Origin of the sequence: Collimonas silvisoli, assembly GCF_018305005.1 — a bacterium.
GTDB classification, from domain to species: Bacteria; Pseudomonadota; Gammaproteobacteria; order Burkholderiales; family Burkholderiaceae_D; genus Collimonas; species Collimonas silvisoli.
In genome coordinates this window covers 19,071-44,335 of the sequence record NZ_JAGQEG010000032.1, presented here as the reverse complement: position 1 = coordinate 44,335, position 25,265 = coordinate 19,071, and the positions used below count along the sequence as shown (strand labels likewise).

26 protein-coding genes and 1 tRNA gene are annotated in these 25,265 nt (G+C 51.2%); 18 read left to right on the top strand and 9 right to left on the bottom strand.

Annotation, left to right across the window (positions count from 1 at the left end; translation table 11 throughout):
• Positions 1-233: 233 nt before the first annotated feature.
• Entirely contained in the window at positions 234-884 is a 651-nt protein-coding gene (locus tag KHU33_RS10990; protein WP_211462891.1) for a hypothetical protein, read from the bottom strand.
• A 158-nt stretch (positions 885-1,042) separates the two neighbouring features.
• On the opposite strand from KHU33_RS10990, the gene KHU33_RS10985 reads away from it, so the two are divergent.
• The 5 genes from KHU33_RS10985 to KHU33_RS26365 all read left to right on the top strand — a co-directional run bounded on the left by KHU33_RS10985 (position 1,043) and on the right by KHU33_RS26365 (position 7,876).
• Positions 1,043-1,600, top strand: a complete 558-nt coding sequence (locus tag KHU33_RS10985) for a hypothetical protein (RefSeq protein ID WP_211462890.1) — start codon at positions 1,043-1,045, stop codon at positions 1,598-1,600.
• A gap of 97 nt (positions 1,601-1,697) precedes the next feature.
• Positions 1,698-4,124 (top strand): phage/plasmid primase, P4 family, encoded by a 2,427-nt coding sequence (locus KHU33_RS10980; RefSeq protein ID WP_211462889.1) that lies wholly within the window; start codon positions 1,698-1,700, stop codon positions 4,122-4,124.
• Positions 4,066-4,686 (top strand): hypothetical protein, encoded by a 621-nt coding sequence (locus KHU33_RS10975; protein WP_211462888.1) that lies wholly within the window; start codon positions 4,066-4,068, stop codon positions 4,684-4,686. Before KHU33_RS10980 ends, KHU33_RS10975 begins: the two co-directional genes overlap by 59 nt.
• A 1,385-nt stretch (positions 4,687-6,071) precedes the next feature.
• Positions 6,072-7,211, top strand: a complete 1,140-nt coding sequence (locus KHU33_RS10970) for a tyrosine-type recombinase/integrase (protein ID WP_211462887.1) — start codon at positions 6,072-6,074, stop codon at positions 7,209-7,211.
• Positions 7,212-7,468: 257 nt separating this feature from the next.
• The gene (locus KHU33_RS26365) at positions 7,469-7,876 is read left to right on the top strand and encodes a hypothetical protein (RefSeq protein ID WP_230414184.1); all 408 of its coding nucleotides are present in this window, start codon (positions 7,469-7,471) and stop codon (positions 7,874-7,876) included.
• 217 nt (positions 7,877-8,093) lie between these two features.
• Here KHU33_RS26365 and KHU33_RS10960 read toward each other — a convergent pair whose 3' ends face one another.
• The 5 genes from KHU33_RS10960 to KHU33_RS10940 form a co-directional block, all read right to left on the bottom strand.
• On the bottom strand, positions 8,094-8,813 hold the full coding sequence (locus KHU33_RS10960) for a PIN domain-containing protein (RefSeq protein ID WP_211462886.1): 720 nt from the start codon (positions 8,811-8,813) through the stop codon (positions 8,094-8,096).
• Positions 8,814-8,926: 113 nt separating this feature from the next.
• Complete coding sequence (locus KHU33_RS10955; RefSeq protein ID WP_211462885.1) at positions 8,927-9,541, bottom strand: hypothetical protein; 615 nt, start codon at positions 9,539-9,541, stop codon at positions 8,927-8,929.
• 32 nt (positions 9,542-9,573) lie between these two features.
• Entirely contained in the window at positions 9,574-10,155 is a 582-nt protein-coding gene (locus tag KHU33_RS10950; RefSeq protein ID WP_211462884.1) for a hypothetical protein, read from the bottom strand.
• Between the two features lie 113 nt (positions 10,156-10,268).
• Positions 10,269-10,817: a hypothetical protein gene (locus KHU33_RS10945; RefSeq protein WP_211462883.1), complete on the bottom strand. Its 549-nt coding sequence runs from the start codon at positions 10,815-10,817 to the stop codon at positions 10,269-10,271.
• Positions 10,818-10,885: 68 nt separating this feature from the next.
• Complete coding sequence (locus KHU33_RS10940; RefSeq protein ID WP_211462882.1) at positions 10,886-12,331, bottom strand: FG-GAP repeat domain-containing protein; 1,446 nt, start codon at positions 12,329-12,331, stop codon at positions 10,886-10,888.
• A 138-nt stretch (positions 12,332-12,469) separates the two neighbouring features.
• On the opposite strand from KHU33_RS10940, the gene KHU33_RS10935 reads away from it, so the two are divergent.
• The 10 genes from KHU33_RS10935 (at position 12,470) to KHU33_RS10890 (ending at position 19,703) form a co-directional block, all read left to right on the top strand.
• A complete protein-coding gene (locus KHU33_RS10935; RefSeq protein WP_211462881.1) occupies positions 12,470-12,880 on the top strand; it encodes a transcriptional regulator in 411 nt (136 codons plus the stop codon).
• 375 nt (positions 12,881-13,255) lie between these two features.
• Positions 13,256-13,585: a hypothetical protein gene (locus KHU33_RS10930; protein WP_211462880.1), complete on the top strand. Its 330-nt coding sequence runs from the start codon at positions 13,256-13,258 to the stop codon at positions 13,583-13,585.
• 80 nt (positions 13,586-13,665) lie between these two features.
• Positions 13,666-14,445, top strand: coding sequence for a nuclease-related domain-containing protein (locus KHU33_RS10925; RefSeq protein WP_211462879.1), 780 nt, complete (start codon positions 13,666-13,668; stop codon positions 14,443-14,445).
• 49 nt (positions 14,446-14,494) lie between these two features.
• Positions 14,495-15,793 (top strand): SIR2 family protein, encoded by a 1,299-nt coding sequence (locus tag KHU33_RS10920; protein WP_211462878.1) that lies wholly within the window; start codon positions 14,495-14,497, stop codon positions 15,791-15,793.
• A 170-nt stretch (positions 15,794-15,963) separates the two neighbouring features.
• Positions 15,964-16,037: transfer RNA gene (locus KHU33_RS10915), tRNA-Gly, on the top strand.
• A 134-nt stretch (positions 16,038-16,171) separates the two neighbouring features.
• On the top strand, positions 16,172-16,879 hold the full coding sequence (gene trmB / locus KHU33_RS10910; protein ID WP_211462877.1) for a tRNA (guanosine(46)-N7)-methyltransferase TrmB: 708 nt from the start codon (positions 16,172-16,174) through the stop codon (positions 16,877-16,879).
• Positions 16,880-16,945: 66 nt separating this feature from the next.
• The gene (locus tag KHU33_RS10905; protein ID WP_211462876.1) at positions 16,946-17,506 is read left to right on the top strand and encodes a hypothetical protein; all 561 of its coding nucleotides are present in this window, start codon (positions 16,946-16,948) and stop codon (positions 17,504-17,506) included.
• Positions 17,507-17,604: 98 nt separating this feature from the next.
• A complete protein-coding gene (gene thiL, locus KHU33_RS10900) occupies positions 17,605-18,600 on the top strand; it encodes a thiamine-phosphate kinase (protein ID WP_211462875.1) in 996 nt (331 codons plus the stop codon).
• On the top strand, positions 18,597-19,115 hold the full coding sequence (locus KHU33_RS10895; RefSeq protein WP_211462874.1) for a phosphatidylglycerophosphatase A family protein: 519 nt from the start codon (positions 18,597-18,599) through the stop codon (positions 19,113-19,115). The genes thiL and KHU33_RS10895 overlap by 4 nt, the downstream gene beginning before the upstream one ends.
• Positions 19,116-19,193: 78 nt before the next feature.
• On the top strand, positions 19,194-19,703 hold the full coding sequence (locus KHU33_RS10890; RefSeq protein WP_211462873.1) for a CinA family protein: 510 nt from the start codon (positions 19,194-19,196) through the stop codon (positions 19,701-19,703).
• 7 nt (positions 19,704-19,710) lie between these two features.
• On the opposite strand, the gene pyrF is transcribed toward KHU33_RS10890, so the two are convergent.
• Positions 19,711-20,538, bottom strand: coding sequence for an orotidine-5'-phosphate decarboxylase (gene pyrF / locus KHU33_RS10885; RefSeq protein ID WP_211462872.1), 828 nt, complete (start codon positions 20,536-20,538; stop codon positions 19,711-19,713).
• Positions 20,539-20,696: 158 nt separating this feature from the next.
• Between pyrF and KHU33_RS10880 the strand changes: the two genes are divergently transcribed.
• The 3 genes from KHU33_RS10880 to KHU33_RS10870 are packed head-to-tail and all read left to right on the top strand — an operon-like array spanning position 20,697 to position 22,713.
• A complete protein-coding gene (locus KHU33_RS10880; protein ID WP_211462871.1) occupies positions 20,697-21,296 on the top strand; it encodes a LemA family protein in 600 nt (199 codons plus the stop codon).
• Positions 21,296-22,210: a TPM domain-containing protein gene (locus tag KHU33_RS10875; protein ID WP_211462870.1), complete on the top strand. Its 915-nt coding sequence runs from the start codon at positions 21,296-21,298 to the stop codon at positions 22,208-22,210. Before KHU33_RS10880 ends, KHU33_RS10875 begins: the two co-directional genes overlap by 1 nt.
• Positions 22,210-22,713, top strand: coding sequence for a TPM domain-containing protein (locus KHU33_RS10870; RefSeq protein WP_211462869.1), 504 nt, complete (start codon positions 22,210-22,212; stop codon positions 22,711-22,713). The genes KHU33_RS10875 and KHU33_RS10870 overlap by 1 nt, the downstream gene beginning before the upstream one ends.
• 86 nt (positions 22,714-22,799) lie before the next feature.
• Here KHU33_RS10870 and dacB read toward each other — a convergent pair whose 3' ends face one another.
• A complete protein-coding gene (dacB, locus tag KHU33_RS10865) occupies positions 22,800-24,224 on the bottom strand; it encodes a D-alanyl-D-alanine carboxypeptidase/D-alanyl-D-alanine endopeptidase (RefSeq protein ID WP_407928268.1) in 1,425 nt (474 codons plus the stop codon).
• Positions 24,225-24,419: 195 nt separating this feature from the next.
• Positions 24,420-24,602, bottom strand: coding sequence for a hypothetical protein (locus KHU33_RS10860; protein ID WP_211462868.1), 183 nt, complete (start codon positions 24,600-24,602; stop codon positions 24,420-24,422).
• Positions 24,603-25,265: the final 663 nt, after the last annotated feature.

The following is a 25,265-nucleotide window of genomic DNA, read 5'->3' as shown; positions in this document are numbered from 1 at the left end:
AACATCAAAACGTCAAACATCGAGGCAAGGCATCTGGCGACGGCTGAAACTGGATGATGGGTGCTATCGGCAGAACTGGCGACAGGTGGGCAAAGGTAAGCCGTGGGAACAACTACTAGGCGATCACTGCTCATATTATAGGCAACATATGCGGCAACGGCAAAGCTACCGCCAACAGCACTTAAGCCAGTCGTCAGGCGACAGGCCGATCTGCTACGGCAGGAATGCAGACACTACTTATTCAGCGGGAAAATACCTTTCGCAACGTTCTCGATCAATTTGTCTGCCTGCCTGAGATATCGCGATACGGTAGATCGCTGAATATTCCACATACGCTCTAGTTCCTTTGGCTTGGTGCTCCTTTTCCAAATTTTGCCAGCGTTTTTTCCAGTCTTGTTGATCAATTTCAATTTCTCTTCGATCTGCATGCCGGTCATTTCCGGATGCAGTTGCTTGAACTTATAGACCTTCAATGTTTGTTCTAGCCCATGAACAAATGGCCGGGAACAAAACGAATAGTGTTGCCGAATATCGTCATGCTTTGGCCGTCCCCTTTTAGCCGGATGCGACTCACGCAAAAGCTTCTCGAACTGTTTCTGCAAGTGCATCTTCGGCGTAAGCAGCGGAATGACGATGATCAGCGAATCATCATCTGTTTCGTAGTCTTTATATTCATCGATATTTTCAATCTTCTGGATAGCCAACGGGGCTTCTGGTTCAAAAAGACGGCGGTGATCCGGCCACCACGTCTTGAAATCCGTCTCCCAAACATTCCCAAAATCTTTTTTCACAAAATCGGCACATTTCTCTGGATCGGCGAGTTTCAAGAACTCAAACCATAGCTCGTACACCGCATCCGTGGTGGCTTTCTTTGCGTATTTCATATTAACGAGTCAATTAAAGGTTAATCGGTTGCTGCGTTAATAGTAACTCAGAGCCGGTAGCCTTGTAACTGTCGTGACGCACTGACGGCAAACACAAACAGCAGCAATTTTATTGATTTTCGATATCTAAATCCGATATCGCTCCACTAAGGAAAATAATGAACATATTTCAGGAAAAGCGTTTTACAGAAAACAAGTTGTCCGCTGAACTGGTTTCCTGCACAGAGGTACTTCTCTCGGCACCACTGAATGAACAACTTGCAGAAACACATGATGGCGTCTTCGATGTCGTCTTGAATGGCTCGGTGAAACCAACACACAAAGCACTGTCACAGTATTTTGCTGATGGCATTGTTGTATTTCATTCATACGGCCCGACGATACAAGATTTGCTCAAGGAATTCTCCGCGCCCGGCGGCGGCATTAATCTGAGCGCCGTTCGTAATACGGATGAATGCCCCAAGAACATCCCCCCCGAGCAATGGGAAGCGACACAAGACATGGTGAAGCAAGTGTTTTGCGTACTCGGCAAAGACGGCCTGATCCCGATGGAAAAATTGGTAGCAGATACACAGCGTTCTTTCGGCTACGGCGTAACTCGCAAAAAACGCGGCTTGGGTGTCGCCTGCTATCCCGATGCAAATTCGCCAGCAGTTGTCGCTGACATCATGTTGAATTTGATCGACCAACTCAAGGCAATGCAGCAACCGGCGTAAGCGGTAATTGGCAAGGCCGTTGTCATCAGCACCGGCCTTGCCAGCATGCCACGCATTCTGTGAATTTTCTCTATAACCACATTCAAGAGCAAATATTATGTCACTCAAATCAGATTCCGCAACAAGTGTACGTGGTTCAATATTGACCGCTGCACTACACTTTCTTAAACGTTTCTTCGCAGTGCTTCCCATCATCGCCAACAAGAAATTTCCAGCCGTTGCGAACGGCTTTAAGGATGCCAGCACAGATCCAGATCAAATCGTCGAATGGTTTCCGAAAAACACGCATGCAAATATCGGCATCGCGACCGGCGTGGCATCCAGCATTTTCGTTCTCGACATCGACGTAAAAGATGGCGTATCAGGAATGGAATCACTGGCCGAACTTGAAAACAAGTATGGTCCTTTGCCGCCAACGTTGACCTGTGCGACTGGCAGCGGAGGAAAACATTTTTATTTTAACTATCCTCAAGATACGCCAATCAAGTGCCGGGTTGCAATCCGTCCAGGCATCGACGTGCGTGGCGAAGGCGGCTACGTTGTTGCACCACCGTCGATTGTCAGCGGAAATCTGTACCAATGGATTGACGAATCAGTGCCGATTGCAGATGCACCTGCATGGCTGATCAAGATTGTTGGCGTCAAAAAGCCACGCGAGCCAAAGCTGACTGAAACGCCAACAATCGGAACCGTTGTCACGCCGGGCAGTCGTAACGACACAATGATGCAGGCTGTCACCGAACAAATGAAAAAAGGTCACCCTCGCAATGTGGTCACCGATATCGTCCTTATGTTAAACGCTGCAGCTTGCGTTCCACCGCTGGAAGATGCTGAGGTATTGAAAATTGTCGATAACGTCTTCCGCTTGTACAGCGATCAAGGCACGATGCATTGCACCGATTCGGGAAACGCAAAAAAAATGGCGTCACTATACAAAAATGAAGTTCGCTATGTTGTCGATACTGGTCAATGGCTGCAATGGAATGAAAACATCTGGTCGCCAACAAATAAAAATGCCATTTATGCACTGGCGAAAGGCGTATGTAAAACCTTGCATGCAGAAGCAGACGCATTAATTGACGGGCCACTTAAAAAAGCATTGAAGCTTCACGCACTGGATTCAGAAAATCGCCGCAAGCTCGACGATATGATCAAGTTATTTGAATCAGAAAATCCGATTGCTGTGCCAATTTCCACGCTGGATCAGCACGGCTATATTTTTCCAGTGAAGAACGGTGTCGTTGATCTGAAAACAGGTCAATTCTCACCACCTGATCGTAATTTGCTTCTGACACATGGCACTAACGTTGAGTACGATGTTAACGCGACTTGTCCACAATGGGAGAAATTCCTTTTGCAAATCATGGACAACGATAAAGATCTCGTTCTCTATTTGCAGCGTGCCATCGGCTATAGCTTGACGACATCGACACAAGAGCAGTGTCTGTTCTTTCTGTATGGCTTTGGTGCAAATGGCAAAAGCACATTCTTGAACGTGCTGCGTGCACTGATGAGCGAACTGGGTACACAGGCTGCGGGTGAAACACTGCTTGACGGGAAACGCTCCAGTAGCGGGCCTTCTGGCGATATTGCGCGGTTGCGCGGGAAACGCTTTGTCGCACTCAGCGAAGTTGACGATGGCAAATTTTTGGCAGAAGCACTCGTCAAGTCATTAACCGGCAGCGACGCCATCACCGCACGTCATCTCTACAAGGATGATTTCGTATTCATACCCGTCTTTAAGTTGTGGCTTGCAGCAAATCACAAGCCAACGATCAAGGGAGACGGGCATGCAATCTGGCGTCGTATACATTTGATTCCGTTTAATGTGCGGTTTGAAAAAGCACAACAGGACATTCATCTTGAACAAAAGTTGATACAGGAGTTGCCAGGTATTCTGAATTGGGCTGTCCGTGGATGTCTTGACTGGCAGAAGAATCGCTTGCCGATTCCTGTTGCGATCCAAAAAGCAACGAGTGAATATCGTTCCGAGATGGACATTCTTGGCTTGTGGATCTCTGAGCACTGTGAAATGGATGAAACCTATGAACTGCGGTTCGACGACGCGTATGAATTGTTCGAGCCTTGGGGCGTCACCAATTTCAAGTGCAACTACAGCAAGATCAAGTTTGGCAAGATGCTGACCGAACGCGGCTTTACGAAAGTCACACGACCACACCGCTGTTACGTTGGCTTGGCGCTGCGAAAAACTTTGCCAAAGCATCTGTTAAAAAAGCATGATGCCCACAAGGATTTTGTGCAGTTGGTGGAAACAATCTGTGCCGTGCAATGGCACCCTGATGATGCTGCTTGTGCTGAGCAATCTGGTCCTGAGCTTGCCATTTGTTTTGATCTGTTGGACGAAGAAGAAAAGCTTGCGGATCAGGTGAACGACGAGGAACAATTTCTTATCGTGGAAGATTGGGCTGCTCAAGAACCGAGTTTCGAGCAGTGGAAACCGGAAGATGAAATTGATGCTCAGGAATGGGGAGACGAAGGAAAAATCGATCCCGAACTCGACTGAAAATATTTTTTCCAGCGCGTCGTTTAACTGCTCCGCCCTGCCGTCCGTTCCATCAGAAAAGGAATCGGACGGCAGGAACTACCAACTGCAAATAATCGCTATTGGCACTCACAATTCTCAGAGATATTTTATGCCCTCAACAAAGAAACATCCCAAGAAAACAGCAGTCAAAAACCACAATCCATTGCTCGACAGCATATTTGGGCCTGATGAACCTGAAAAACCACAGACATATAGCGTCCGGCTTGTTTGTGAATTGCCTTATCCAGATCGGCCTATTCCCGGTTTGCTAAAGGTCGATGTCTACTGTTTCAAAGCCACACCCGATATGGTCGAATACGGTGAGAAGCTGGCGGTGGAACTTGAAGCATGGAAGGTGCGGAAAGACAACCGGACTCTTTTCACGATCCATCATGCCAAATGTCCCAGGTGGAAAAACTTGGTGTTGTATATCGAAATTCATCCTTCGAAATACTACAGCGGAGGGGCCTGCGCAGAGCATGTTTATGAAGATTTCAAGAAACACATTCGGTCACTTCCTGCATATCAACTGGTGCGGTAAATTCCGAGAGGGTCACTTTTACTCGAGCATAAATACGGCCAGAGTAAAGATTACAATTGACAGAGGTGTCACTTCCAAAGCCAAATTCTGGTCGTGACATGCAGCTAATTGGAGCGTCTTGATCACATCGTCATGATCTTACATACGTCTCCACAGTGGCTGCGAAGAGAACAGTTCCGTTTGAACCCAAGCTCTTGTGCGTGATGTGCATATAAAGTCCGTCCCCTTAGGCCGGATCGCATTGCCTCCCTGTTCCCGTTTGATTCAGCCGCCTGTAGAAACGAATGACACTGAGTTGTAATTCCTGATATGAAATTGGTATCCGTATGCAACCACCCTCCTTGCATCCGTTAATGGTGGGATCGTCCTCCGTTTATTGAATCGGTTGCCTGCTAATCCGGTTCAGCCCTGTACCCCTGACACGGTAGATCAAACCGAGCGCGGTAAGCGCTCGGTTTTAATTACTGTGACTGGCTCTCGCTACGCAAGCGTAGCGAGAGCGATAAATCCGATTGATGCAGCAGATGCGAGACGGCGTAAGACGGTTCAGAACGGCTCGGTTTTTATGCGAACTGTATCCAGCAGTTTCATGCTGGATCAAGTCGTGCTTCAATACTACATATTCATATCGCCGTTGATGCAGACAATATCTGTGCCGAGGACTTACGTTAGATGATGGCTTAGATGCAGTATATTTGGTTGCATCAGTAAATCAAGCCAACAGCACCTGCGGCGCTGCTGCAAAACCCGATACAGCTCACGAGTTCTGCGAACTCACTCGCTGCATCAGATTTTGGGTTGCGTCTGCGACCCGCCAGCTTTGTGCGGCAATATTCCATGTGGGCCAAGTCAATCGCCATATGCCAGTTGGCATCCAGCTTGTTTAACCAAGGCTGGACGCCATTTTCCGGTCTTCCGTCTCATCTCCCGGCTATGCCAGCGGCATATATCGGCATTTTCGCTGCCATTTCCGGCATATCACACCTGTCGACGCCGTTTTTTCTGGAAATACCGCTCTGGTGGCATTACAAATTCCGGACCTGCGACACCATAGAAATATCTTGTAAAGCCACCTGCCACGATCTGGCGACAATCCGAAAACGTCTGCTCAAATTTTCATCAGTATGACGCCAATTTCTGGCATCAATTCCACCACAAGGCCACCATGGCTTTACAAATTGCGGACTGGCATCGGTACGGAATTACATTTGTATACGTCTATACGACGATCTGGCGACAGGCCAAAAATCGACACCAAAATTTTCACACGCATTACCACCAATTCCGTACCAATCACCCTGTTCATGCCGGTTTCATCGCCGTTGTTCTGGGCTGATAAATAGCTGACGATGTAGTTATTTTCAACGCACAGAAGAGGCACAAACATGGCATTACATAAGCGAAGCAATAGCGGAAATTGGTACTATCAATTCCAGTTCAAGGGCAGAAAATATTTCGGCACAACTGGCACCCCGAACAAAACCAAGGCGATGCAAGTTGAACGCGATCTACGCAACAAGATACACGGCGAAGAATTTCTCGGCGAATCGGAAACGATCACGTTGCGGGAAGCACTCAACAAATATCTTGAAGTCCGTAAGAATCTGTCGTACTACAAGGGCATGGAATCGATCTCACGCAAGATGCTGGGCAGTAAGCGGAATTCCAAAACGTTTGTTGATTACCCTTGCTACGGTTTAAAAGCGGATATCCTGCTCCACGATTTACAAACCAAAGATATCGAACGACTGGTGCAGAAGCGAAAATCAGAGGGTGATAAACCAGCGACAATGAAACACGAGGTAGGCTTGATTCGCTCGACCATCAAGGAAATGATCAAGCTTGGATATAAGGTAAATCGCGAGATCATATTTCCCACGTTTAAAACGACGTATAGACTCCGTTATCTCGATTCCATCGAGGAAGAAGCATTACTTAGCGAGTTGAAGTCAGAAACGGTTAGAGGCGGCGTTAAATCGCTAGAATCGCGAACCACGGAATTACGCCGGAATATTCAAGATAATTATGATCTGGTTGTTTTTCTGCTCGATACCGGTTGCCGTTACTCTGAAGTTGCAAATATTCCCTGGTCAGCAATCAATCTCGAAGAAGGCACACTTGCGTTGTACCGCAACAAGGTCAGCAATGAAGATGTATTACACATGACTGCACGGCTTCAACAGGTAATGCAGCGTCGCTTTGCTGATCGCAGGCCTGAAGGTCGCTATGTCTTCGAGAACAAGGCGGGACAGGAACGCGGCTATTCGACGCAGGCAATCAAGAAGGCGATGGACAGAGCCGGACTCAATGCCCCTGATGTCGTCAAAGAAAAAGGCGGCAAGGTTACGATGCATACGTTACGTCACTCGTATGCCAGCAAGCTAGTCAAGGCTGGCATTAGTCTGTTTGAAGTTTCGGTATTGCTGGGCCATTCTGATCCAAAAATGACACAGCGCTATGCTCACCTTGCGCCGAACGACGCTAGCCGCAAAGCGGTAGACCTGATCAATGCCATGCAGGCGTAATGCCAGTAAACCATCTGATCAAAAATTTACCCGATATTCCCTGTATCGGCGGTCAGATGGTTTCAGCATTTCTCGCACGGGAATCGCCGTCAAAAACTGTGTGAAATACGATGGTCACAAACTGGAAATCGGGGATGTCTTATCCTGGTTCTTACCAGAGGTGTAAAACTGGATTACGCTGAGCGAAGATGTGATAATTGCAGTGCTTACTGCACTGGCATTCCATCCACAAACAAAGAAAAATCAAAGGAAAACACATGCCACAACTGCTTCCCCATATCGATCAAATCGCTCGTGAAAAACAGCGCAATGTGCTGACTGTTGAGTTTCACGACGATGAATCTCATTCGAATATTAATTACCGGCAGAACGAATCTCGTGAAACTATCATCGCATGGCTGACGGCTAACGATATTCCCCATTATCCGTGTGGACAGTACGCTAGCGAAACTAGATTGACGGCATATCGCGGCCAGATTTACATTGACGTGCCGTACGACGAAAGTGACGAGCGATTTCAACGTGTCGCCGCATTTCTAGAAAATTCAGATGGCACAATGAAATTTCCGAATACGTGGTTCAACTGCTACACACTTGAGCAATGCATGCGGAACGTTCATCACGACGCACCGGGATTCTGGGACAAGCGGGCTAAGAACTTCTAAGGTTGACGATATTGACTGGATCAGTTTGAAGTCCTTCCAGCGAAGCTGCGGCCCCTTTCTTTGCCTGTTCATGCTCAACTGACATCGATGCAAGCAGGCCAAGCAGCTTTACTCCCAACTCTTTCGATTTTCCTGATTGCGATATGACAAACGCCGAGACATATTGGCGAGTTGGTCCGTGAAGTACAACGGCAATTGCCAGAATGATGGCAATAAGCTAAAACCATCTTGGTAATCTCTTTGCTTCTACAACAGCCGCCATGAAGAATTTTTTGATGACGACCAAAGTTCCAAACGAAATCATCAAAGATCCTGCGATACCTGTTTTTAACGTGTACTCAACAGCTACGTGGCGAGAGTATGTTCGCAGCCTAGTTACGAGAACTGCATCTGCTACCTTCCCTCCCATTCGCGGAATGTCCGAATCTTTCGAGAGTATAAGAATCCCTAGCTTCGCTTGCAATTTTAGGTACGGCGCGTCCTTAGGATCTTCATAGGCATCGTCCACACCGCCTGCATCAACGAAATGAATGTGAGCTCTATAGGTCTGCCAATGCAACTCAAGTTCGTCGAGTGACACATTGTGCTCTCGGGCTAAACGAGGAAGATTAACGCTCATTTCTTGAACTAAGAACGTTGGTGCGTATGCCGTTATGGTTCCCGCAACTAAAACTTCGAAAAGCTCAGTACGAGACTCAGGCTTCTTTCTCTTTCGAGCCAACCATAGAATATCTCGAATAATAAAATTGGCATCAATAACGACAGCCATTTTAAAAATTTGACCCAGCATTCTCAGCAGGCCGTTCGTTTCAAACAGCGGCCTTATGGCGGACAAAGAATCTGATTTAATGGTCGTAGAAAAATTCACATATTCCTTATGGCGAATGAGCGCAATATCGATAAATATACACTCAATCACCGCATGCGAAATGCTCATGACAGCACGCCGGAATTTTTGGATGCACAGGTTGAGATATTTTGATATCGACGATGCACATTTCTGCGTACTGGAAATTCCCGCCAGATTCGAATTCAGGAATAGGCTGGGCGTTAGTTATTTCTCTCGTACTCCAATGCTATCAGCAGGTGCTCCAGTTCCGATTTCCACTCCCTGGTTCGTTTATCTTGTTCTTCCAGACTCCATCTACTGAATCTGGAATCCTTGCTCGGAGGTTTTTCCTGTTCTTCGGCAATGCGCCTCTCTAAATCTCGAATATTCCGGAGTCGTTGAATATGCGCCGGTGGATTGTAATAACCACTGTCGGTTACTTTGCCGAACATGCCATCGGTCATCAACATCACGAAGCCAAGAATCAAGAACAAAAACACATCTATGTACACTGAGCCTGAGTGCGATACTGGCTCCAGGAATATCCAACTGACAGTCGGCCACCAGTTCTCAATACCCCATTGCAGAATATTGTTGTCAATGCACAGAAGCACAAACAACAGGATCCCGTAGAGCATGAACCAACTGGATAGCAGTTTCCATGTCCAAAAAATCCGTTCTATTTCGGACGATGCGTTTTTGCGGTGTTTCCATATCCACGGCACTGACCAGATTAAAAGACCGAAGCCAACGACGACGAGAACGATGCTAAGAATATTCAGCAGGTTCTTCAGCATCCGTAGAAGTGGATGATTTGCTAAATCGTCTTGATCCATCTTGGTGCCTTTAATCGGAAATTTCGGATTACTTACAGTGCCGCACGGTATGCATGCAGAGCATTATTCAATCGCAGTTCATTCGCGGTTAACTCAAGTTTCCACTCGCGCATTTTTGTCTTTTTTTCTGATGTAGTGAGTACACGGAAATTGGATTGCAAAGACGGATCGCGATCCAGAATGATGTCGTTATCGATGATCACCTGATTGATGTAATGTTTCAGAGCTAACCAGTCCGGCTTGTGCCATGCATGGCTTTTATCTGTTCGTCCGAAATAATCAGCAACGCAGATCGCACCGAAGCCGAGAGCCAACGCAGCCAGTCCATCGAGAAGTAAACTCGTACGATGTGATGCCAAGAAGAACAAGCCGAATAAGATCACACTGGCGATCATCAAGACCCGCCCTACCATGGTCACTTTCCAGAATGTCTTCTCGTAGGGATCGGCGGCGGATTTAGATTTGCGTAACTGTGCTGGCATCAACAGCATCAGGATCACATAGCCAGCGGGAATGATTAGCATCGCCAAAATTGCATAAACCACGGCGATCTTGTAGACGAATGGCAGGTCAATGAAATCGCGTTGATCAGGTAGATTGAGCACGACTGGCAATCAATAATTGGGAGTGGCGTTAATTGTCCCGGCAGTGCGATAGGAATGACAACGGCCAGTCAGGCAAGGTCACATGCAACCCTGCTCGACTGGCCGTTTAGATATTGAATCTATTAGCCAGCGTTAGGATCGGTATTCTGATAATTGCAGACGTAAGTTGATCCAGATTTTCCGTTCGATGACACGGAAATATTCTGTTCGAACGGATACTTGCTGCCTTCCGATTTCAACTTTGGTTTCGTCACCAGTTCGTAGGCATCAGTCGCTTTGTTCAGTACAAGCTTCATGCCGGTCGATGCCGTGATGAGTTGTACCAACTCTTGACGCGCAATAGGAAAATCGATTTTGACAAACGGCGCTTGGTAGTTGCCAATCAATTTCACGTCCTGACCGAAGACAGTAACGCCACTAGGCAAGCGATACTGCACTTCATCTTCAATGCCGCCATCACCAATCGTTTTAGCTTTGACTCCGGCTTGCCGTAGCGATTTTGCGAAACGGTCGAGATCAGACGTTTGCTTCTTGGTTGCAGGAAACTCGGTAGCATCGCACTGAGCAATTTTTTGTAAGCGCGGTTTGAGATCATCGAATGACGGTGCGGCGATGGCGCTGTGGGCCACAAAAATAATGCCAGCCAGCGGAACGACTTTGAGATATTTCATGCGAACTTTCTATTCGGGTTAGAGAAGTGTTTTGTCCCGCGACGAATTGATTGTCGCGGGAGATCGACTTATTGCGGTATCGATACGCCATAGGAAGAATCCGCGCCAATAATATTGCTCTGGTACGGAAGCATCCAAGTGAGCCATGAATACGTAGAGCCGGTATAAGGTCCATGCCGATAAATCATGGTGGACGACAGCGTTTTGTAATTGATTTTCTGAATGCTAGTTTCCGTATACCCGCTGTCGACCCGCATCAAATAGATGTTGCCGTTGGTGTAAACAAGGTCTAACGGATTGTTGTCAGCGACAGATGGTGCAGTGGCTGATGGAAGTACTGTCGCGGTGGCGGTAGAAAAGTTATTTGTGCCAGGGTTGTGAAAGATCGTGCTGGCAAAGCTACCCAACGATTTATCGTCAACGCCACCGAGCCACAAATCGAATTTTCCAGTTGCATCAAAATCGACCAGCTCTACCGAGTAAATACCTAACCTGCATGCTGGATTGCAAGCCGTATTCGGAGCGGTAGATGGCGGCATGCGAGTGTAGTCCGGCTTGAATGTGCCATCCTTGTTGTTGACCAGATAGAACGGCTGTTTGTTGATCTCTGGATCAACCACTACGATGTCAGCAAACCCATTGCCGTTCACATCGGCAGCGGCAGCACCGTGGCAATAGCACGATATTGGTGCAGGTACATTTTTGTAAGTGCCATCTGGCTGACTGAGTAAAATGCGCGGAACTTCACCGGCGGTGTATCCGGCAGGAAGTGGATACAAATCTGTGCCGTGGCATGCTACAAAGATGTCAGGAACGCCGTCGCCGTTGAAATCCGCGACAATGACTTTGCGCGGGGTAATGCAGCCAGTTTGGTCAGATAGCAGTTTTGCCGTTTGATCTACCCAATTCCCGTTTACGTCCTTTTTGTAGAAGTACGCATGTCCTGGCGTGCGGCCGTAATTCGGATCGGACGATGGTACGAAGTTGTTAGTGAACCCCACCATTGATTCCGTGCCGTCTTGAAAAAAGTCACCCATTGCAAACCCTGTGGTGATCATTTCCGTAGGCGAAATAAACTTCACCGCATTTGCACCGCTGGATTTCGGAAGACTCTGATTTGGCAAGCCGGTATTCTTTGCGTTCAAGTACGAAGATTTTTGAACTGGAATTGGAACAGTTAAAGCCACTGTTTGATTGGCATTGCCACCAGCGCCGGTACAGGTCAGCGTGTAACTGCTAAGGCCAGCGGCAACGGGTGTTTGTAGAGCAGTGCCGGAAACTGCTTGTGTTCCAGCCCATCCGCCGGAAGCGGTGCAGCTTGTTGCATTAGTAGATGTCCAAGTGATGTTCGCGGACGATCCGAGAGAAATCTTCGGCTGACTGACACTCAGCGACACAGTGGGTGCTGGTGGAGACGCTGGCGCGGTTGAAGCCGACTTGCCGCCCCCCCCCCCACCACCACATCCAGCCACCGCAACGACTGCGGCGATCAAAACGGCAAAATTCTTATTCATTCGGGCTCCCTGTTGAAAAAAAATAAAAAAATTTCTACAGGGAATCTTAGCCGAAATTAAGATATTTTTAAACTAATTGAGATACTATTATCCCAATTGGTTGATATGGTGTGATTGGAGTTATCGCAGAATGCGATCATGCCTACCATCACTGAGAAAGCGGCGTTCACAAAACGCTTGGAATTTGCACTGCGACGCAGCCCTGAATCGGTTCAGGGCGCGACTGAACTCGCGCTGCGATTCAATCTTCGGCACCAGGGCAATGCGATTTCGCCACAGACGGCTCACAAGTGGCTGACAGGACGGGCGATTCCCACCAACGACAAGCTGGCGACCATCGCGAAATGGTTAAATGTGGATCAGCATTGGTTGCACTACGGTCCTGCGCCGTCGAAGTCAACGCCTGAGGCAAAAGATGTGGTCGCAAAAGGTGCGAAGAAGCTACCGCCGGAGTTGATCAATCTCGCCGTGAAGATTCAGGAATTGCCTCCGCACCGTAGATATCTCGTGGAAGAACTGGTCGAGCAGTTGCAACAGGATATTGGATAAGTTTCAGTATTCAGACGCCAGCATCACAGTCGTATAGCTGCGATCCCACTCCGTGATGACATAGAATTTTTTGTCTGCAATTGCATATGCAGACAAAATTCTGCCATCTCTCTGGACAGCCGTTTCGTTTAGTTTTTATCGTTAGCGGCAATATCGCCCCCTCCCCAATCACCTGCAAGATGCCTGCTAATTAGCTGGCGTGGTGATGTTTCCTGGCCGTGAGATCGGCAATCGCAGCAGGAGTCGCAAGAATGCGTCCAGAAACGAATAGCATAGGCTAATCCTAATTGTTGCAAAGGATCAACACCGCCCATTCAATCATGCAGTAAAATCAACATTACTTTGAATTTTTGATTGCCATTTTTTAAGGGATTTATGAAACGACCTGACCGTATTGCAAAAGTAGCGAAGTGGTTCGTAGTCGACGCAGTATATTTTTTCATAATTTTTTTGCCGGTAGCAATTGCCAGTCTTGCTCATCAGTTATACGCACTAAACGCTCGTCTTGCCGAAGGGCTTTTCAAAATTCCCAGCGTTACCTTTTGGGAAGGAGTAATCCCAGATGGGAAAATTGGAGACATTCCACTCAGTCTTGTACTTGTAGCTGTTTTAGCACTACTTCTTCTTATTCCCGTAGGAAAATTAAAGCATCACTGGTCTATGCTCAAAGAAGAAGACAAGGCTAGGGATTTAAAAGATTTGTAATCGATGCGATCGCACTTCGGATGATGCTGCGATCACGCTCCATATCCCTAATTGGCTGAAACTCTTGCACAAAGATAAAAATGGACTTCACTCCTATACTCGGCCAAGTTTTCCATAGTCTTTGGTATTTGATCCCACTGCTGCTTGTCGCCGCAGTAGTCAAATCTCCTTGGTTCAAGGGCGCGATGGGCGAAGCAATCGTCAACATATCGGCCAAGTTCTTCTTAGATCGAGCGACCTACCATCTCATCAAAAATGTGACGTTACCCATTGACGACGGCACTACCCAGATTGATCACATTATCATCTCAAAATTTGGCATCTTTGTAATTGAGACGAAGAACATGAAGGGATGGATTTTCGGCGATGCCAAGCAAAAAACGTGGACGCAAAAAATCTATAAGCACACCACAAAATTCCAAAATCCCTTGTTCCAAAATTACAAGCATGTCAAAGCACTCGAAGCACTTCTGCATCTTGACAGCTCAGTGATTCATTCGGTCGTCGTTTTTGTTGGGGACAGTACTTTTAAAACACCGATGCCGGAGAATGTCACCCAAGCCGGTGGCTATATCAAGTACGTCAAATCGATGAATCAGCAGGTTCTGGATGCCAATCAGATAGCAGATGCTATCGAACGCATTCGGAGCGGTAGAAAACCTGCATCGTTTAAAACGAGTCGTGAGCATGTCAAGCATGTGAAATCGATTGTGGCAGAAAAGACCAACAGTAATGCATGTCCGAAATGCGGAAGCGAGTTGATATTACGGACGGTCAAGTCCGGTGTAAATGCCGGATCGCAGTTCAAGGGATGCACGAAATTTCCTGCCTGCCGTTACACAACAAATTATGGTCAATAGAAAAAATAACTGCAGCTGTACCTTATGCAAGAGCGAACAGGATTTTGTCGTGAGCGACGAACTAATGGCTGAGCTGCTCGGAGGAAAAGTAACAATATTCGCCGGTGCTGGAATCAGTACCGAGTCAAGGAACGTTCTTAAATTTACATTCTATGAAACGGTGGCATTCGAAATGCTATCCCAACACGATCTTACAACATCTTCGCTCTCGTTTCCAGAATTAATGGAGCAATATTGCCGTCAGCCAAATGGTCGAATTAAATTATTAAAGAAAATAAAAGATCGTTTCGAGCATATCGACTCATTTCCAGAACTGAAGCGCTCAGCAACCCGATTTCATCGCGAGTTGGGGACGTTCTTTCCGATGAAAAACATAATTACAACAAACTGGGACACTTACTTTGAAGATCTTTGTGAAGCAACCCCTTTTGTTAGTGATCCTGATTTGGCTTTTTGGGAGGCCGCCAATCGGCGAGTGTTGAAAATTCATGGATCGGTTTCAAATTTCGGATCGATAGTTGCTACTGAAAGTGACTATAAGGAATGTCAGGAGCGACTTAACTCTGGCGTAATCGGCGCGTTCCTAAAAACCATTTTAGCGACACAAACAATCATTTTTATCGGATATTCGCTGTCTGACCCCGATTTCTCAGCCATTTATGATTTCATAAAAAAACAGATGAACGCTCTCCACAAACAAGCATATGTTGTCACGCCGTTTGCTGCTGAGTGTGAAAAATTCAAGGCTGCGGGCTTAATTCCGATACAAACTGACGGTGCCTATTTTTTGAGCCAAATTAAGGCTCATGCAACTGCCCAAGGCATCATGTTGGATGATGATATTTACGAAGCGGCAGCTATACTTCAGTCGCACGTTTTTGCAGCGCATTGTTCAATGCACGAAAACATTAAAATACGAGACTGCCCACAACTCATGTTTGCGGCGTCCTATCAAGATGGAATGCTTCACGCTCTTGAACGCGCAATAGCAATGCGGGGGACGGGAGAGTACTCGCATCGTTGTCGAATCAAAAACGTTATCAATACTTACCTAGAACTTCAAAAAAAGAAACTACGGCGTGGAAAATATGAAGACGTGGCATATATCGAAGGCTACGTGAATGGCCTAACGTATTTGTTAATGGATAAAAATGAAATAAAAATCCATCACATCCCGCTTTACTTCATGTTTGGAATTAAACATGACATTTTTGACCTTACAGACTTTCTCACTCAAATCAAGCGTGCACCGGATGCACACAAAGCATCTTACAAATATGCGCTCAAATACCTTAAAGATCTCCCGGTGTCTGAATCCGAAGAATTTCACCATCCTCCTTGGTTGTAAACTCTCGTGACTAATGGCGAGAGTGACAGAGACATTCATCCTGACTAAGGTAAATTGCTCGTTTCCTCAAGCGATCACACTCCGGATAAATCAGCCATCACATTCCCCATCCCCTCGAACATCTTTCAAGTTTGCAAACCCCGTCAAATCCCGCGTAAAATGCGGGAATTGCGGGTGTAGTTCAATGGCAGAACGAAAGCTTCCCAAGCTTTAGACGAGGGTTCGATCCCCTCTACCCGCTCCAGATCAGCGTTGGCACCCGTACCCTGGGTGCCATTTGTATTTTTGAGGCAATCAATTGTCTGGCGTTACAATGACGCTGCCACTTGCGGCAATCCAGCGCTTGCTTCACCCTAACCTTCGAATTTCCTATTTAGCATGTCAGAAAACAAATCCGGCAAACCCCTTTTTTACGATCCGACCGAACACCGGATCCGCAGCTTTGTCACGCGCGCCGGGCGTTTGTCGACGGCTCAGGCACGTGCCATCGAGGAACTGGGGCCGCGCTTTTGCGTTCCTTATGACAAGGCGGTGGTTGATCTCGACCGGGTTTTCGAGCGCACTGCGCCGACCATCCTGGAAATCGGTTTCGGCATGGGTGAAACCTCGGCGAAAATTGCTGCCGGCATGCCGCACAAGAATTTCCTTGGCGTTGAAGTCCATACGCCTGGCGTCGGCAGTTTGCTGAAGCTGATCGGCGAGCAGCAACTGAGCAATTTGCGCTTGATCCAGCACGATGCGGTGGAAGTGCTGACCAATATGATTGCGCCCGGCTCGCTGGCCGGCGCGCATGTGTTCTTTCCCGATCCCTGGCATAAGGCGCGGCACAACAAGCGCCGCTTGATTCAGGGGCCGCTGGTGAGCTTGCTGGCGTCGCGCATTGCGCCGGGCGGTTATCTGCATTGCGCGACCGACTGGCAGGAATATGCGGAACAGATGCTGGAAGTGCTGAGTGCTGAACCGCTGCTGAAGAATACCGCGCAGACTTACGCGGAACGGCCGGATTATCGGCCGGTGACCAAGTTCGAGAATCGCGGCTTGCGGCTTGGGCATAGTGTCTGGGACTTGGTGTTTACACGTGTTTGAACTGATCACTGGCGCGGCATAAAACGCGGCGCTAGGCAAATGCAATTGTCATAGGAAGCTTGCGACATGTTGATAACCCGATTTTTTTCCCGCATCGACAACCGGCTAACCCGGTTGGCTGCCTTGGTGTCGCTGCTTGCCTTGTCTCATCTGCCGCTGGCGCAGGCGGGGGAGCAAGCGCCTGCGCTGCCGCCTGGAACGACGACGATTGAGGAAACGCATTACCCGCCGGCCGCCCCCGGCATCACGGCGCCAAAATTACCGGCTTCTTCCAGCCGGCCGTCCGCCGAGGATATGGTCGAGGCAGCGAGACGGGATATCGGAAAGATAGACCACGAGCTGCGCAAGGACTCGCCGCCGAAGGAACCGGCAGCTGCGGCAGCGAAGCCTTCCATGCAACAGACACTGGAAAAAGCGCTTGCCGCGCCGGTCGAGCCGCACGCGGCCAAGCCCGGAGAGACCACGATGGAAGAAATCACGCGGCCGGACGGCCAGCGGGTGACCAAGGTGACCGGGCCAAACGGCACATATTGCGTGACGCAGATTTCGGTCGGCAATACCAAGGGCGAAGACATCATGCAAAAGGGCGCCGTTTCGCGCACCACCAGTTGCGGTGCGCCGTTTTGAGTGCGCTTGTTTTGAGTACGTTTGTGCCAGCATTATCATTTAATTCAAAAAACCAAGCAAAACAGCTGTAGCCGGCCGCCATTCGGTACAATCTACGGATGTTGTCCGAATTCGACCTGATCTCCCGCTACTTCACTCGCGCGCCGCGCAGCAATCTGCATCATATTGCGCTCGGCGTCGGCGACGATTGCGCGCTGCTGACGCCCACTGCCGGCAAGCAGCTGGCCATCTCTACCGACATGCTGGTGGCAGGACGCCACTTCTTTCCCGATGCCGAACCGTTTGCGCTCGGCCACAAATGCCTGGCGGTCAATCTGTCCGATCTGGCGGCGATGGGCGCCCGGCCGCTGGCGTTCACGCTGGCGCTGGCCTTGCCCGCCGTGCATGAAGAATGGCTGGCGGCGTTTTCAGGCGGCTTGCTGGCGCTGGCCGATCAGCATCAATGCGAGCTGATCGGCGGCGATACCACCAAGGGTCCCTTGAATATCTGTATCACGGTATTTGGCGAAACCTCCCCAGGGCAGGCTTTGCGCCGCGACGCAGCACAACCGGGCGACGATATCTGGGTTTCCGGCACACTGGGCGACGCCCGGCTGGCGCTGGCGGTTTACCGGCAAGAACTCGGCACCGAATTGAACGCTGACCTGGCGCTCGGCAGCGACACTTTCATTCTTGCTGCGGCGCGCATGCATCAACCGACGCCACGCATTGCGCTGGGCCAGGCTTTATGCGGCATCGCGCATGCGGCGATCGACATTTCGGACGGCCTGGTCGGCGATCTCGGCCATATCCTGGCGCGCTCCGGCGTTGGCGCTACGCTGGCGGTCGATAGCCTGCCGGCCGGCCCAATCCTGTCGCAACAAACCCAGGCGATCCGCCGCCACTTCACCCTGGCCGGCGGCGACGACTATGAGTTGTGTTTCACCGCGCCTGCCGAGCGGCGCGATGCGGTGTTGGCAGCCGGCCAGGCGGCAGCTACCGCAGTGACCCGCATCGGCAGCATCGACGCCGGCCACGGTCTGCGCCTGCAGGACGCCGGCAATAATCCGCTCAATCTGCAACTTGCTTCTTTCGATCACTTTCTCTCAACATGACGCCACCCAACTCCCCTCCTCAACCGGTCAAGCCTAGCGCCCGCTTCATGCTGTCGCATCCGGCGCACTTCATTGCTCAAGGTTTTGGCAGCGGGCTCTCGCCCATCATGCCGGGCACCTTCGGCACCTTGTTTGCCTGGTTGTCGTATGTGGTGATGACGACCCGCTGGCCGGAAATTTTCACGCCGCTGAACTGGCTGGTCATCATCGCCGCCGGTTTTGTGGTCGGCATCTGGGTTTGCCAGAGCACCGGCCGCCATCTCGGCGCGCCGGATCATGGCAGCATGGTGTGGGATGAAATCATTGCGTTTTGGCTGGTGCTGGTGCTGGTCACGCCGGCCAGCTTGCCGGCGCAGTTCGGCGCGTTTGTCGTGTTCCGTTTTTTCGACATGGTGAAACCGCCGCCGATTGCCTATTTCGATCGTCATTTCAAAGGCGGCTTCGGCGTCATGTGGGATGACATTGTGGCAGCGTTTTATACACTGCTGGCGCTGGCTCTGTGGCGCGTGATTTAGGGCCTGTGACGGATTGCATCTGCCTGCAACAAGTGGCAGTATGTAGCCACCGACCAGGCAGAAAACAGGAGTTGCGACATGAACACCGCGCTTGAAGACAACACCGAACAAATCATCGATCTGGCAGCACAAGTCGGCCGTACCTTGCAAGCCAAGGGCTGGTTCCTGTCCACCGCCGAATCCTGCACAGGCGGCGGCGTATCGCAAGCGATCACTGAAATCGCCGGCTCATCGGAATGGTTTGATTGCGGTTTTGTGACCTATTCCAACGCCTCCAAGACCGAATTGCTGGATATCCCGGAAGCCGAGATTGCCCAGCATGGTACGGTCAGCGAAGAAATTGCCGCTGCCATGGCGGAAGGCGCGCTGGCCAACAGCAATGCCGATGTCACCGTTTCCACCACCGGCATTGCCGGCCCCGGCGGTGCGGTGCCGGGCAAGCCGGTCGGCACGGTCTGCTTCGGCTGGTCAGTCGGCCATCGCACCCATACCGAGCGCCTGGTGTTCTCTGGCGACCGGCGCGCCGTGCGCGAACAAACCGTGATTCATGCGCTGCAAGGTTTGTTGCGCTTTTTGAACGCTTCTTGAAATAACTTCAAACACGAAAACGATTGATCGCGTCGCGGGTTTCTTCGGCCACGCGACGCGCAGCCTGGGCGAAATCTTCGCCGCTGGCCTGATCCGGTTTGTCATACAAGATGGCGCGCGATGAGTTGATCATCATGCCGAGACCGGCCGTCGTTTTGCCTGCATTCACGGTCGCTTGAATGTCCCCGCCCTGAGCGCCGACACCCGGCACCAGCAGCGGCATGTCGCCGATGATGCTGCGCACTTGGGCTAGTTCCTGCGGAAAGGTTGCTCCTACCACCAGCCCGCATTGGCCGTTGGTGTTCCATTTGTCCGCCACCAGACGCGCTACGTGCAGGTACAGCGGCACGCCGTCCACCTTCAGGAATTGCAGATCGGAACCGCCGGCGTTGGAAGTACGGCATAAGACGATGGCGCCGCGATCCTTCCACTCCAGATACGGGGCGACCGAATCGAAGCCCATGTACGGGCTTACGGTGACGGCGTCAGCGCCGTAGCGCTCGAATGCTTCGCGTGCATATTGCTCGGCAGTGGCGCCGATGTCGCCGCGCTTGGCGTCCATCACGATCGGTATGTGCGGGTAGTTTGCGCGCAGATAGTCACAAATCGCTTCCAGCTGGTCTTCCGCCCGCAACGCGGAAAAATAGGCGATTTGCGGTTTGAAGGCGCAGGCGGTGGCGGCGGTCGCATCTATAATTTCCTTGCAGAAAGTAAAGATCGCGTCCGGTTGCTGCTGCAAATGCGATGGAAATTTGGCAATATCCGGATCCAGCCCGACGCACAGCAAGGAATTGTTGGCGCTCCAGGCGGCGGATAATTTTTCGATAAAAGTCACGATGAAGCCTCAATAATACGAACCCCGCATTGTAATGCCAAACCTGCCGCAAGTTGCCTGGATCTGCCGACGGCCCATATTTAGCACTTGAGCGGCCATCGATAGTTTGCTAACGTGCATTGCATTGTTTCGCATTGTTTCTTTTATCAGGGATATTCATGAAAACTTTCTTCAAATGGCTGGCCATTGTTACCTTTGCTTCACTGCTCAGCGCTTGCGGCTACAACGATTTCCAAACCAAGGATGAGGCTGTGAAAGCCGCCTGGGGCGAAGTCGTCAATCAGTACCAGGGACGCGCCGACCTGGTGCCGAAGATCGCCCAGATCGTCAAAGCCTACGCCGTCCATGAAGAAGCTACCTTTGAAGCGGTGACCAAAGCCCGCTCCGCTGCGACCAGTTTTCAGATCACGCCGGAAGTGCTGAACGATCCTGCCGCTTTCGAGAAATTCCAGCAAGTCCAGGGACAGTTATCGTCGGCCTTGTCGCGCTTGATGGCGGTGTCCGAGAATTACCCGCAACTGAAAGCCGACGGCCTGTATCGCGATGCTCAGTCGCAACTGGAGGGCATAGAAAACCGCATCAAGGTGGCGCGTAACCGCTACATCGTCGCGGTGCAGGATTACAACGTGCTGGCGCGCAGTTTTCCGACCAACCTGACCGCGATGGCAATGAGCTACAAGGTCAAGCCATCGTTCACGGTGGACAATGAAAAAGCCATCTCGACCTCGCCTGACGTCGATTTCGGCGGCAAAAAATAATGTCGCATAATGTAGTCCAATCGGCAGTCCAACCGGCAATCCGGGCGGCAGTCCACGCGCGGGTACTGATATCGGCGCTGGCCTTGTGGCTACTGCTGCTGGCGCTGCTGACTGTGCTGGCGGCGCCGGCCGCAGCGCAGACCATGGCGGCCCAGGTGGCGGTGCCGCCCTTGCAATCGCATGTGACCGACCTGGTTGGCATGCTGCAGCCGGAGCAACGCAACGCGCTCGACAATACCTTGAGCGAATATGAGGCGCGCACCGGCAGCCAGATTGCGATCCTGCTGCTCAGCAAGACCGAGCCGGAAGGCATTGAAGACTACGCGGTGCGGGTGGCCGACACCTGGAAACTGGGACGCAAAGGGATCGACGATGGCGTCATTTTGCTGGTCGCAAAGGACAATCCCAAAGCCTTGCGGCGCATGATGATATTGACCGGACGCGGCGTCCAGGGCACCTTGACCGATGCCCAGTCCAAACGCGTATTGCAAGAAATTATCGCCCCGTATTTTTCTAAAAGCGATTACTACGGCGGCCTGACTGCCGGCATCTCGGCCATCATGCCGCTGCTGGATCAGGAAAATTTTGCGCCGCCCAGCCGCAAGTCCGGGCCTGCGCAAGAGCCCTCTTCCGACTGGTTTGGCGCCTTGGCGCCGCTGCTGTTCTTCGGCTTCATCATCTTGGTCACCATCATTTCACGCGCACGCGGTGGCGGCGTCGGTTCCGGCCGCTCGCTCAACAGTAATGTCTGGGGCAACGCCGCCGGCGTCATCATCGGCAGCATTTTGAGCCAGGGCGGACGTGGCGGCGGTTTTGGAGGTGGTGGCGGAGGCGGCGGTTTCAGCGGCGGCGGTGGCGGCATGTCCGGCGGCGGCGGTGGATTCGATGGCGGCGGCGCTTCGGGAGATTGGTGATGGGACAAACTTTACGACGCATCTTGCGTCATTTGCTAACCACCCGGCGCAGCGCGCAACGCGCATTTACCGCAGCCACGCTGAAAGCCATCCAGCAGAAAATTGCGGAAGGCGAAGTCACGCATCGGGCCGAAGTCAAAATGATTGTCGAAGGATCGCTGAGCTTGCCGGCCTTACTCAATGGCGTAAGCTCACGCAATCGCGCCCATGAATTATTCTCGCATTACCGGATCTGGGACACGGAAGAAAACGTCGGCGTCCTGCTCTATGTGAACCTGGCCGATCACAAAGTCGAAATCATTGTCGACCGCGCCATCGGCCGCGCCACCAAGTCTGCCGAATGGCAAGCCGTGTGCAAAACCATGACCAAGGAATTCGCCAACGGCGCATTCCACGACAGCACGCTGGCAGCGCTGGAGCAAATGAACGGCCTGCTGACACGGCACTTCCCCGACCAGGGCCAGAAGAAAAACGAGTTGTCGGATAAGCCGCTGGTATTGTAATCACCCGATTAAATCGACTCTGACCCCAATTAATTATTTGGGGTCAGAGTCGATTTAACTGCTGCTTGTTTCAGCCACCGCTTTTTTCAACCATTCTCGTATACCCACTGCAACAAGCCGTCTTGTGCCGCCTGCCCTCTGGGTGCGTTGGGATGGTTGATCAGGCACACTACCGCGTAGTATTTTCCGGAAGCCGCCAGCACATAGCCGGCTATCGCTCTTACATCATTCAAGGTGCCGGTCTTGACGTGGGCCTGGCCTGCCACGCTTTGATTTTTCAGGCGCTTGCGCATGGTGCCGTCGTAGCCGACTAACGGCATCGAGGAGACGAACTCGGGCATGGTCGGCGATTGAAAGGCGGTGGCCATCATGCGGCCCATGGTCTTGGCCGAAATCCTTTCGTTGCGCGACAAGCCGGAACCGTTCTCGATCACCAGGCCGCTGGCGTCGATGCCCTTGCTGCTCAGCCAGCTCTGAATCGCGCGGGCGCCGCGTTCGGGGGTGGCCGGCACTTTCAAAATGTCAGCGGCAATGGTCAGCAGCACTTGCCGCGCCATGACGTTGTTGCTGTATTTGTTGATGTCGCGTATCACTTCCGGCAAAGTCACTGAACTCCATTCGCTGATCAGGCTGCTGCCGGCCGGTACCACGCCGCTTTTCACGACGCCGCTGAAAGTGCCGCCGAGATCGGCCCACATTTGCCGGAACACCGCGCCGAAGTATTGAGTGGAACTCATCCGGTAGGGATTGATGTACCAGGTCTTTTCACCGCAAGAGGCCGGCAGCACGCCGTTGAAACTGGCGCCGTCGGCATCCACCGCTGCCTGCAGTTTGCCCTGCCAGTCGTCGCAACTGCCGCTGCCCAGGCGCGGCGGCGTGACCGGATAGCCGCTCATCGGTGGATCGATCAGCACATTGACCTGGCGCGTTTCCGGATTCGGCACGAACTGAAAGGTCAGCGTCTTGTAGTTGAGCAACAAGGCGTCAGGGCCGACGTTATACGGCTTCATCGGATCGCCGTCGAATTCGGAGGGATCGTAGGCATTCTCATCAAAGGTACTGCGGTCCAGGACGATATTGCCGCGGATGTCGCGGATGCCCTTGGCGCGGATCTGACGCAGGAACAGCCAGAAATTTTCCAGCACCAGCTTAGGATCGCCGTTGCCTTTGAAGATCAGATCGCCCTGCAATACATTGCCGACCTGGCTGCCGCCGGTATATGCCTGGGTTTTCCAGCGGTAGGCCGGCCCCAGCAACTCCAGCGCGGCGTCGGTCGTCACCAGTTTCATGGTCGACGCCGGATTGAACGGCGTGCCGGCGTTGGCCGAGGCCAGCACGGTGCCTGTGCCGTCGACCTCTTGCACATACACGCCGACGTTTTGCGCCGGAATCCCGGCAAGCTGCAATGCCTTGCTAAACGGCGCGGGTAGTGCGGAAGACTCTTGCGCCTGAACCCCGGTCAGCAAGAGGAAAGACAAGACAAAGAGACTGATTGCGTGGTTTTTGTTCAAGTGGGCACCGGTGAAAAAGAGATGTTGCGTGGAATTATCCCACGCGTTCACGCGATGCCGAGAATGCGGATACAGGCGGATTTGAAATAAGACGATCGGATGAGCAGCAAGCGGAGCAAAAAACGAAGCCGCCGCGGGATGCCGTCAGCGATCCCGATGAGTATCAGCTTGGCCGACTACCTGCCGGCTGCCGGTTCAGAGCAAAGCCGGTATGGCTTCCAGAATAAGCAAGGCCAGCAAAGCGCCGCAAATAGCGCCGATGACGCGCAAGCTGCCTCTGGCTACCTTGGATGCCACCGGTACTTCACCGCACAGTATCAATCCGGCCAAGGCTGCAGGCACAAAGAAAATCAGGTTGTGCATTATCAGGTTGACCATCGCCGTCTCCTTGGTTTAGTTGTAATTTCAGTATAGGTTTTGCATTCTCAAAGACAAGGACAAGTAATTAAACAACAACAAAACCCCTGTTAAAAAGATAAGGGGAAATCGAGGGCGCAAAAGCTTGTGCTGTCCCGCACAATTTTCTTGACCGCCACCCAGAGCGCGGCTACTATCCACCAGTCTAAATTTTATGGAGTCCCTTTAATGGGCACTTGTTCGAGTGACAGTTGTTGCCAGACCCGTTCTGGCGCCGCCTCGGCAAGATAACGCAGGATTTCCCCTGCCGTCATCTCGCCACCGGCGGATGATGGTATCTCCCGTGTCTGGAACCAGTTTCCGGGCACTCGGTGTTCCACCACCTGATCTTGTTTTATCCAAAGTTGCGCAGTCGTAGCTGTAGCGGCAGCGTGCTTGGCTGAATCTGGCTCCGACCATGATGTCTGGAGTCATCGAACATCTGCATTCCAACTCTTGAGATTGACCGAAGATTGTCATCAAGATGTCACCGATCGAATTTACAGTCTGGTGCCGTCCCAGAGCTTTTCTTCTTTTCGCGCACAAGCTGTCATCCGGATGGATTGCCACTCGTTAACACAAAGTTAAAAGCGATAAAGTTAAAAAAGCACACAGGAAGCGCCACACTGATCGACGACAGCCGAC

Coding starts and splice junctions, on each gene's coding strand:
- KHU33_RS10980 (WP_211462889.1), top strand. CDS start 1,698: ATGTCACTCAAATCAGATTCCGCAACAAGTGTACGTGGTTCAATATTG.
- KHU33_RS10985 (WP_211462890.1), top strand. CDS start 1,043: ATGAACATATTTCAGGAAAAGCGTTTTACAGAAAACAAGTTGTCCGCT.
- KHU33_RS10970 (WP_211462887.1), top strand. CDS start 6,072: ATGGCATTACATAAGCGAAGCAATAGCGGAAATTGGTACTATCAATTC.
- KHU33_RS10875 (WP_211462870.1), top strand. CDS start 21,296: ATGTCGCATAATGTAGTCCAATCGGCAGTCCAACCGGCAATCCGGGCG.
- KHU33_RS10990 (WP_211462891.1), bottom strand. CDS start 884: ATGAAATACGCAAAGAAAGCCACCACGGATGCGGTGTACGAGCTATGG.
- KHU33_RS10945 (WP_211462883.1), bottom strand. CDS start 10,817: ATGAAATATCTCAAAGTCGTTCCGCTGGCTGGCATTATTTTTGTGGCC.
- KHU33_RS10905 (WP_211462876.1), top strand. CDS start 16,946: ATGTTGATAACCCGATTTTTTTCCCGCATCGACAACCGGCTAACCCGG.
- KHU33_RS10860 (WP_211462868.1), bottom strand. CDS start 24,602: ATGGTCAACCTGATAATGCACAACCTGATTTTCTTTGTGCCTGCAGCC.
- KHU33_RS10895 (WP_211462874.1), top strand. CDS start 18,597: ATGACGCCACCCAACTCCCCTCCTCAACCGGTCAAGCCTAGCGCCCGC.
- thiL (WP_211462875.1), top strand. CDS start 17,605: ATGTTGTCCGAATTCGACCTGATCTCCCGCTACTTCACTCGCGCGCCG.
- KHU33_RS10940 (WP_211462882.1), bottom strand. CDS start 12,331: ATGAATAAGAATTTTGCCGTTTTGATCGCCGCAGTCGTTGCGGTGGCT.
- KHU33_RS10960 (WP_211462886.1), bottom strand. CDS start 8,813: ATGAGCATTTCGCATGCGGTGATTGAGTGTATATTTATCGATATTGCG.
- KHU33_RS10870 (WP_211462869.1), top strand. CDS start 22,210: ATGGGACAAACTTTACGACGCATCTTGCGTCATTTGCTAACCACCCGG.
- KHU33_RS10935 (WP_211462881.1), top strand. CDS start 12,470: ATGCCTACCATCACTGAGAAAGCGGCGTTCACAAAACGCTTGGAATTT.
- KHU33_RS10930 (WP_211462880.1), top strand. CDS start 13,256: ATGAAACGACCTGACCGTATTGCAAAAGTAGCGAAGTGGTTCGTAGTC.
- KHU33_RS26365 (WP_230414184.1), top strand. CDS start 7,469: ATGCCACAACTGCTTCCCCATATCGATCAAATCGCTCGTGAAAAACAG.
- KHU33_RS10890 (WP_211462873.1), top strand. CDS start 19,194: ATGAACACCGCGCTTGAAGACAACACCGAACAAATCATCGATCTGGCA.
- KHU33_RS10955 (WP_211462885.1), bottom strand. CDS start 9,541: ATGGATCAAGACGATTTAGCAAATCATCCACTTCTACGGATGCTGAAG.
- KHU33_RS10975 (WP_211462888.1), top strand. CDS start 4,066: ATGAAATTGATGCTCAGGAATGGGGAGACGAAGGAAAAATCGATCCCG.
- trmB (WP_211462877.1), top strand. CDS start 16,172: ATGTCAGAAAACAAATCCGGCAAACCCCTTTTTTACGATCCGACCGAA.
- KHU33_RS10880 (WP_211462871.1), top strand. CDS start 20,697: ATGAAAACTTTCTTCAAATGGCTGGCCATTGTTACCTTTGCTTCACTG.
- KHU33_RS10925 (WP_211462879.1), top strand. CDS start 13,666: ATGGACTTCACTCCTATACTCGGCCAAGTTTTCCATAGTCTTTGGTAT.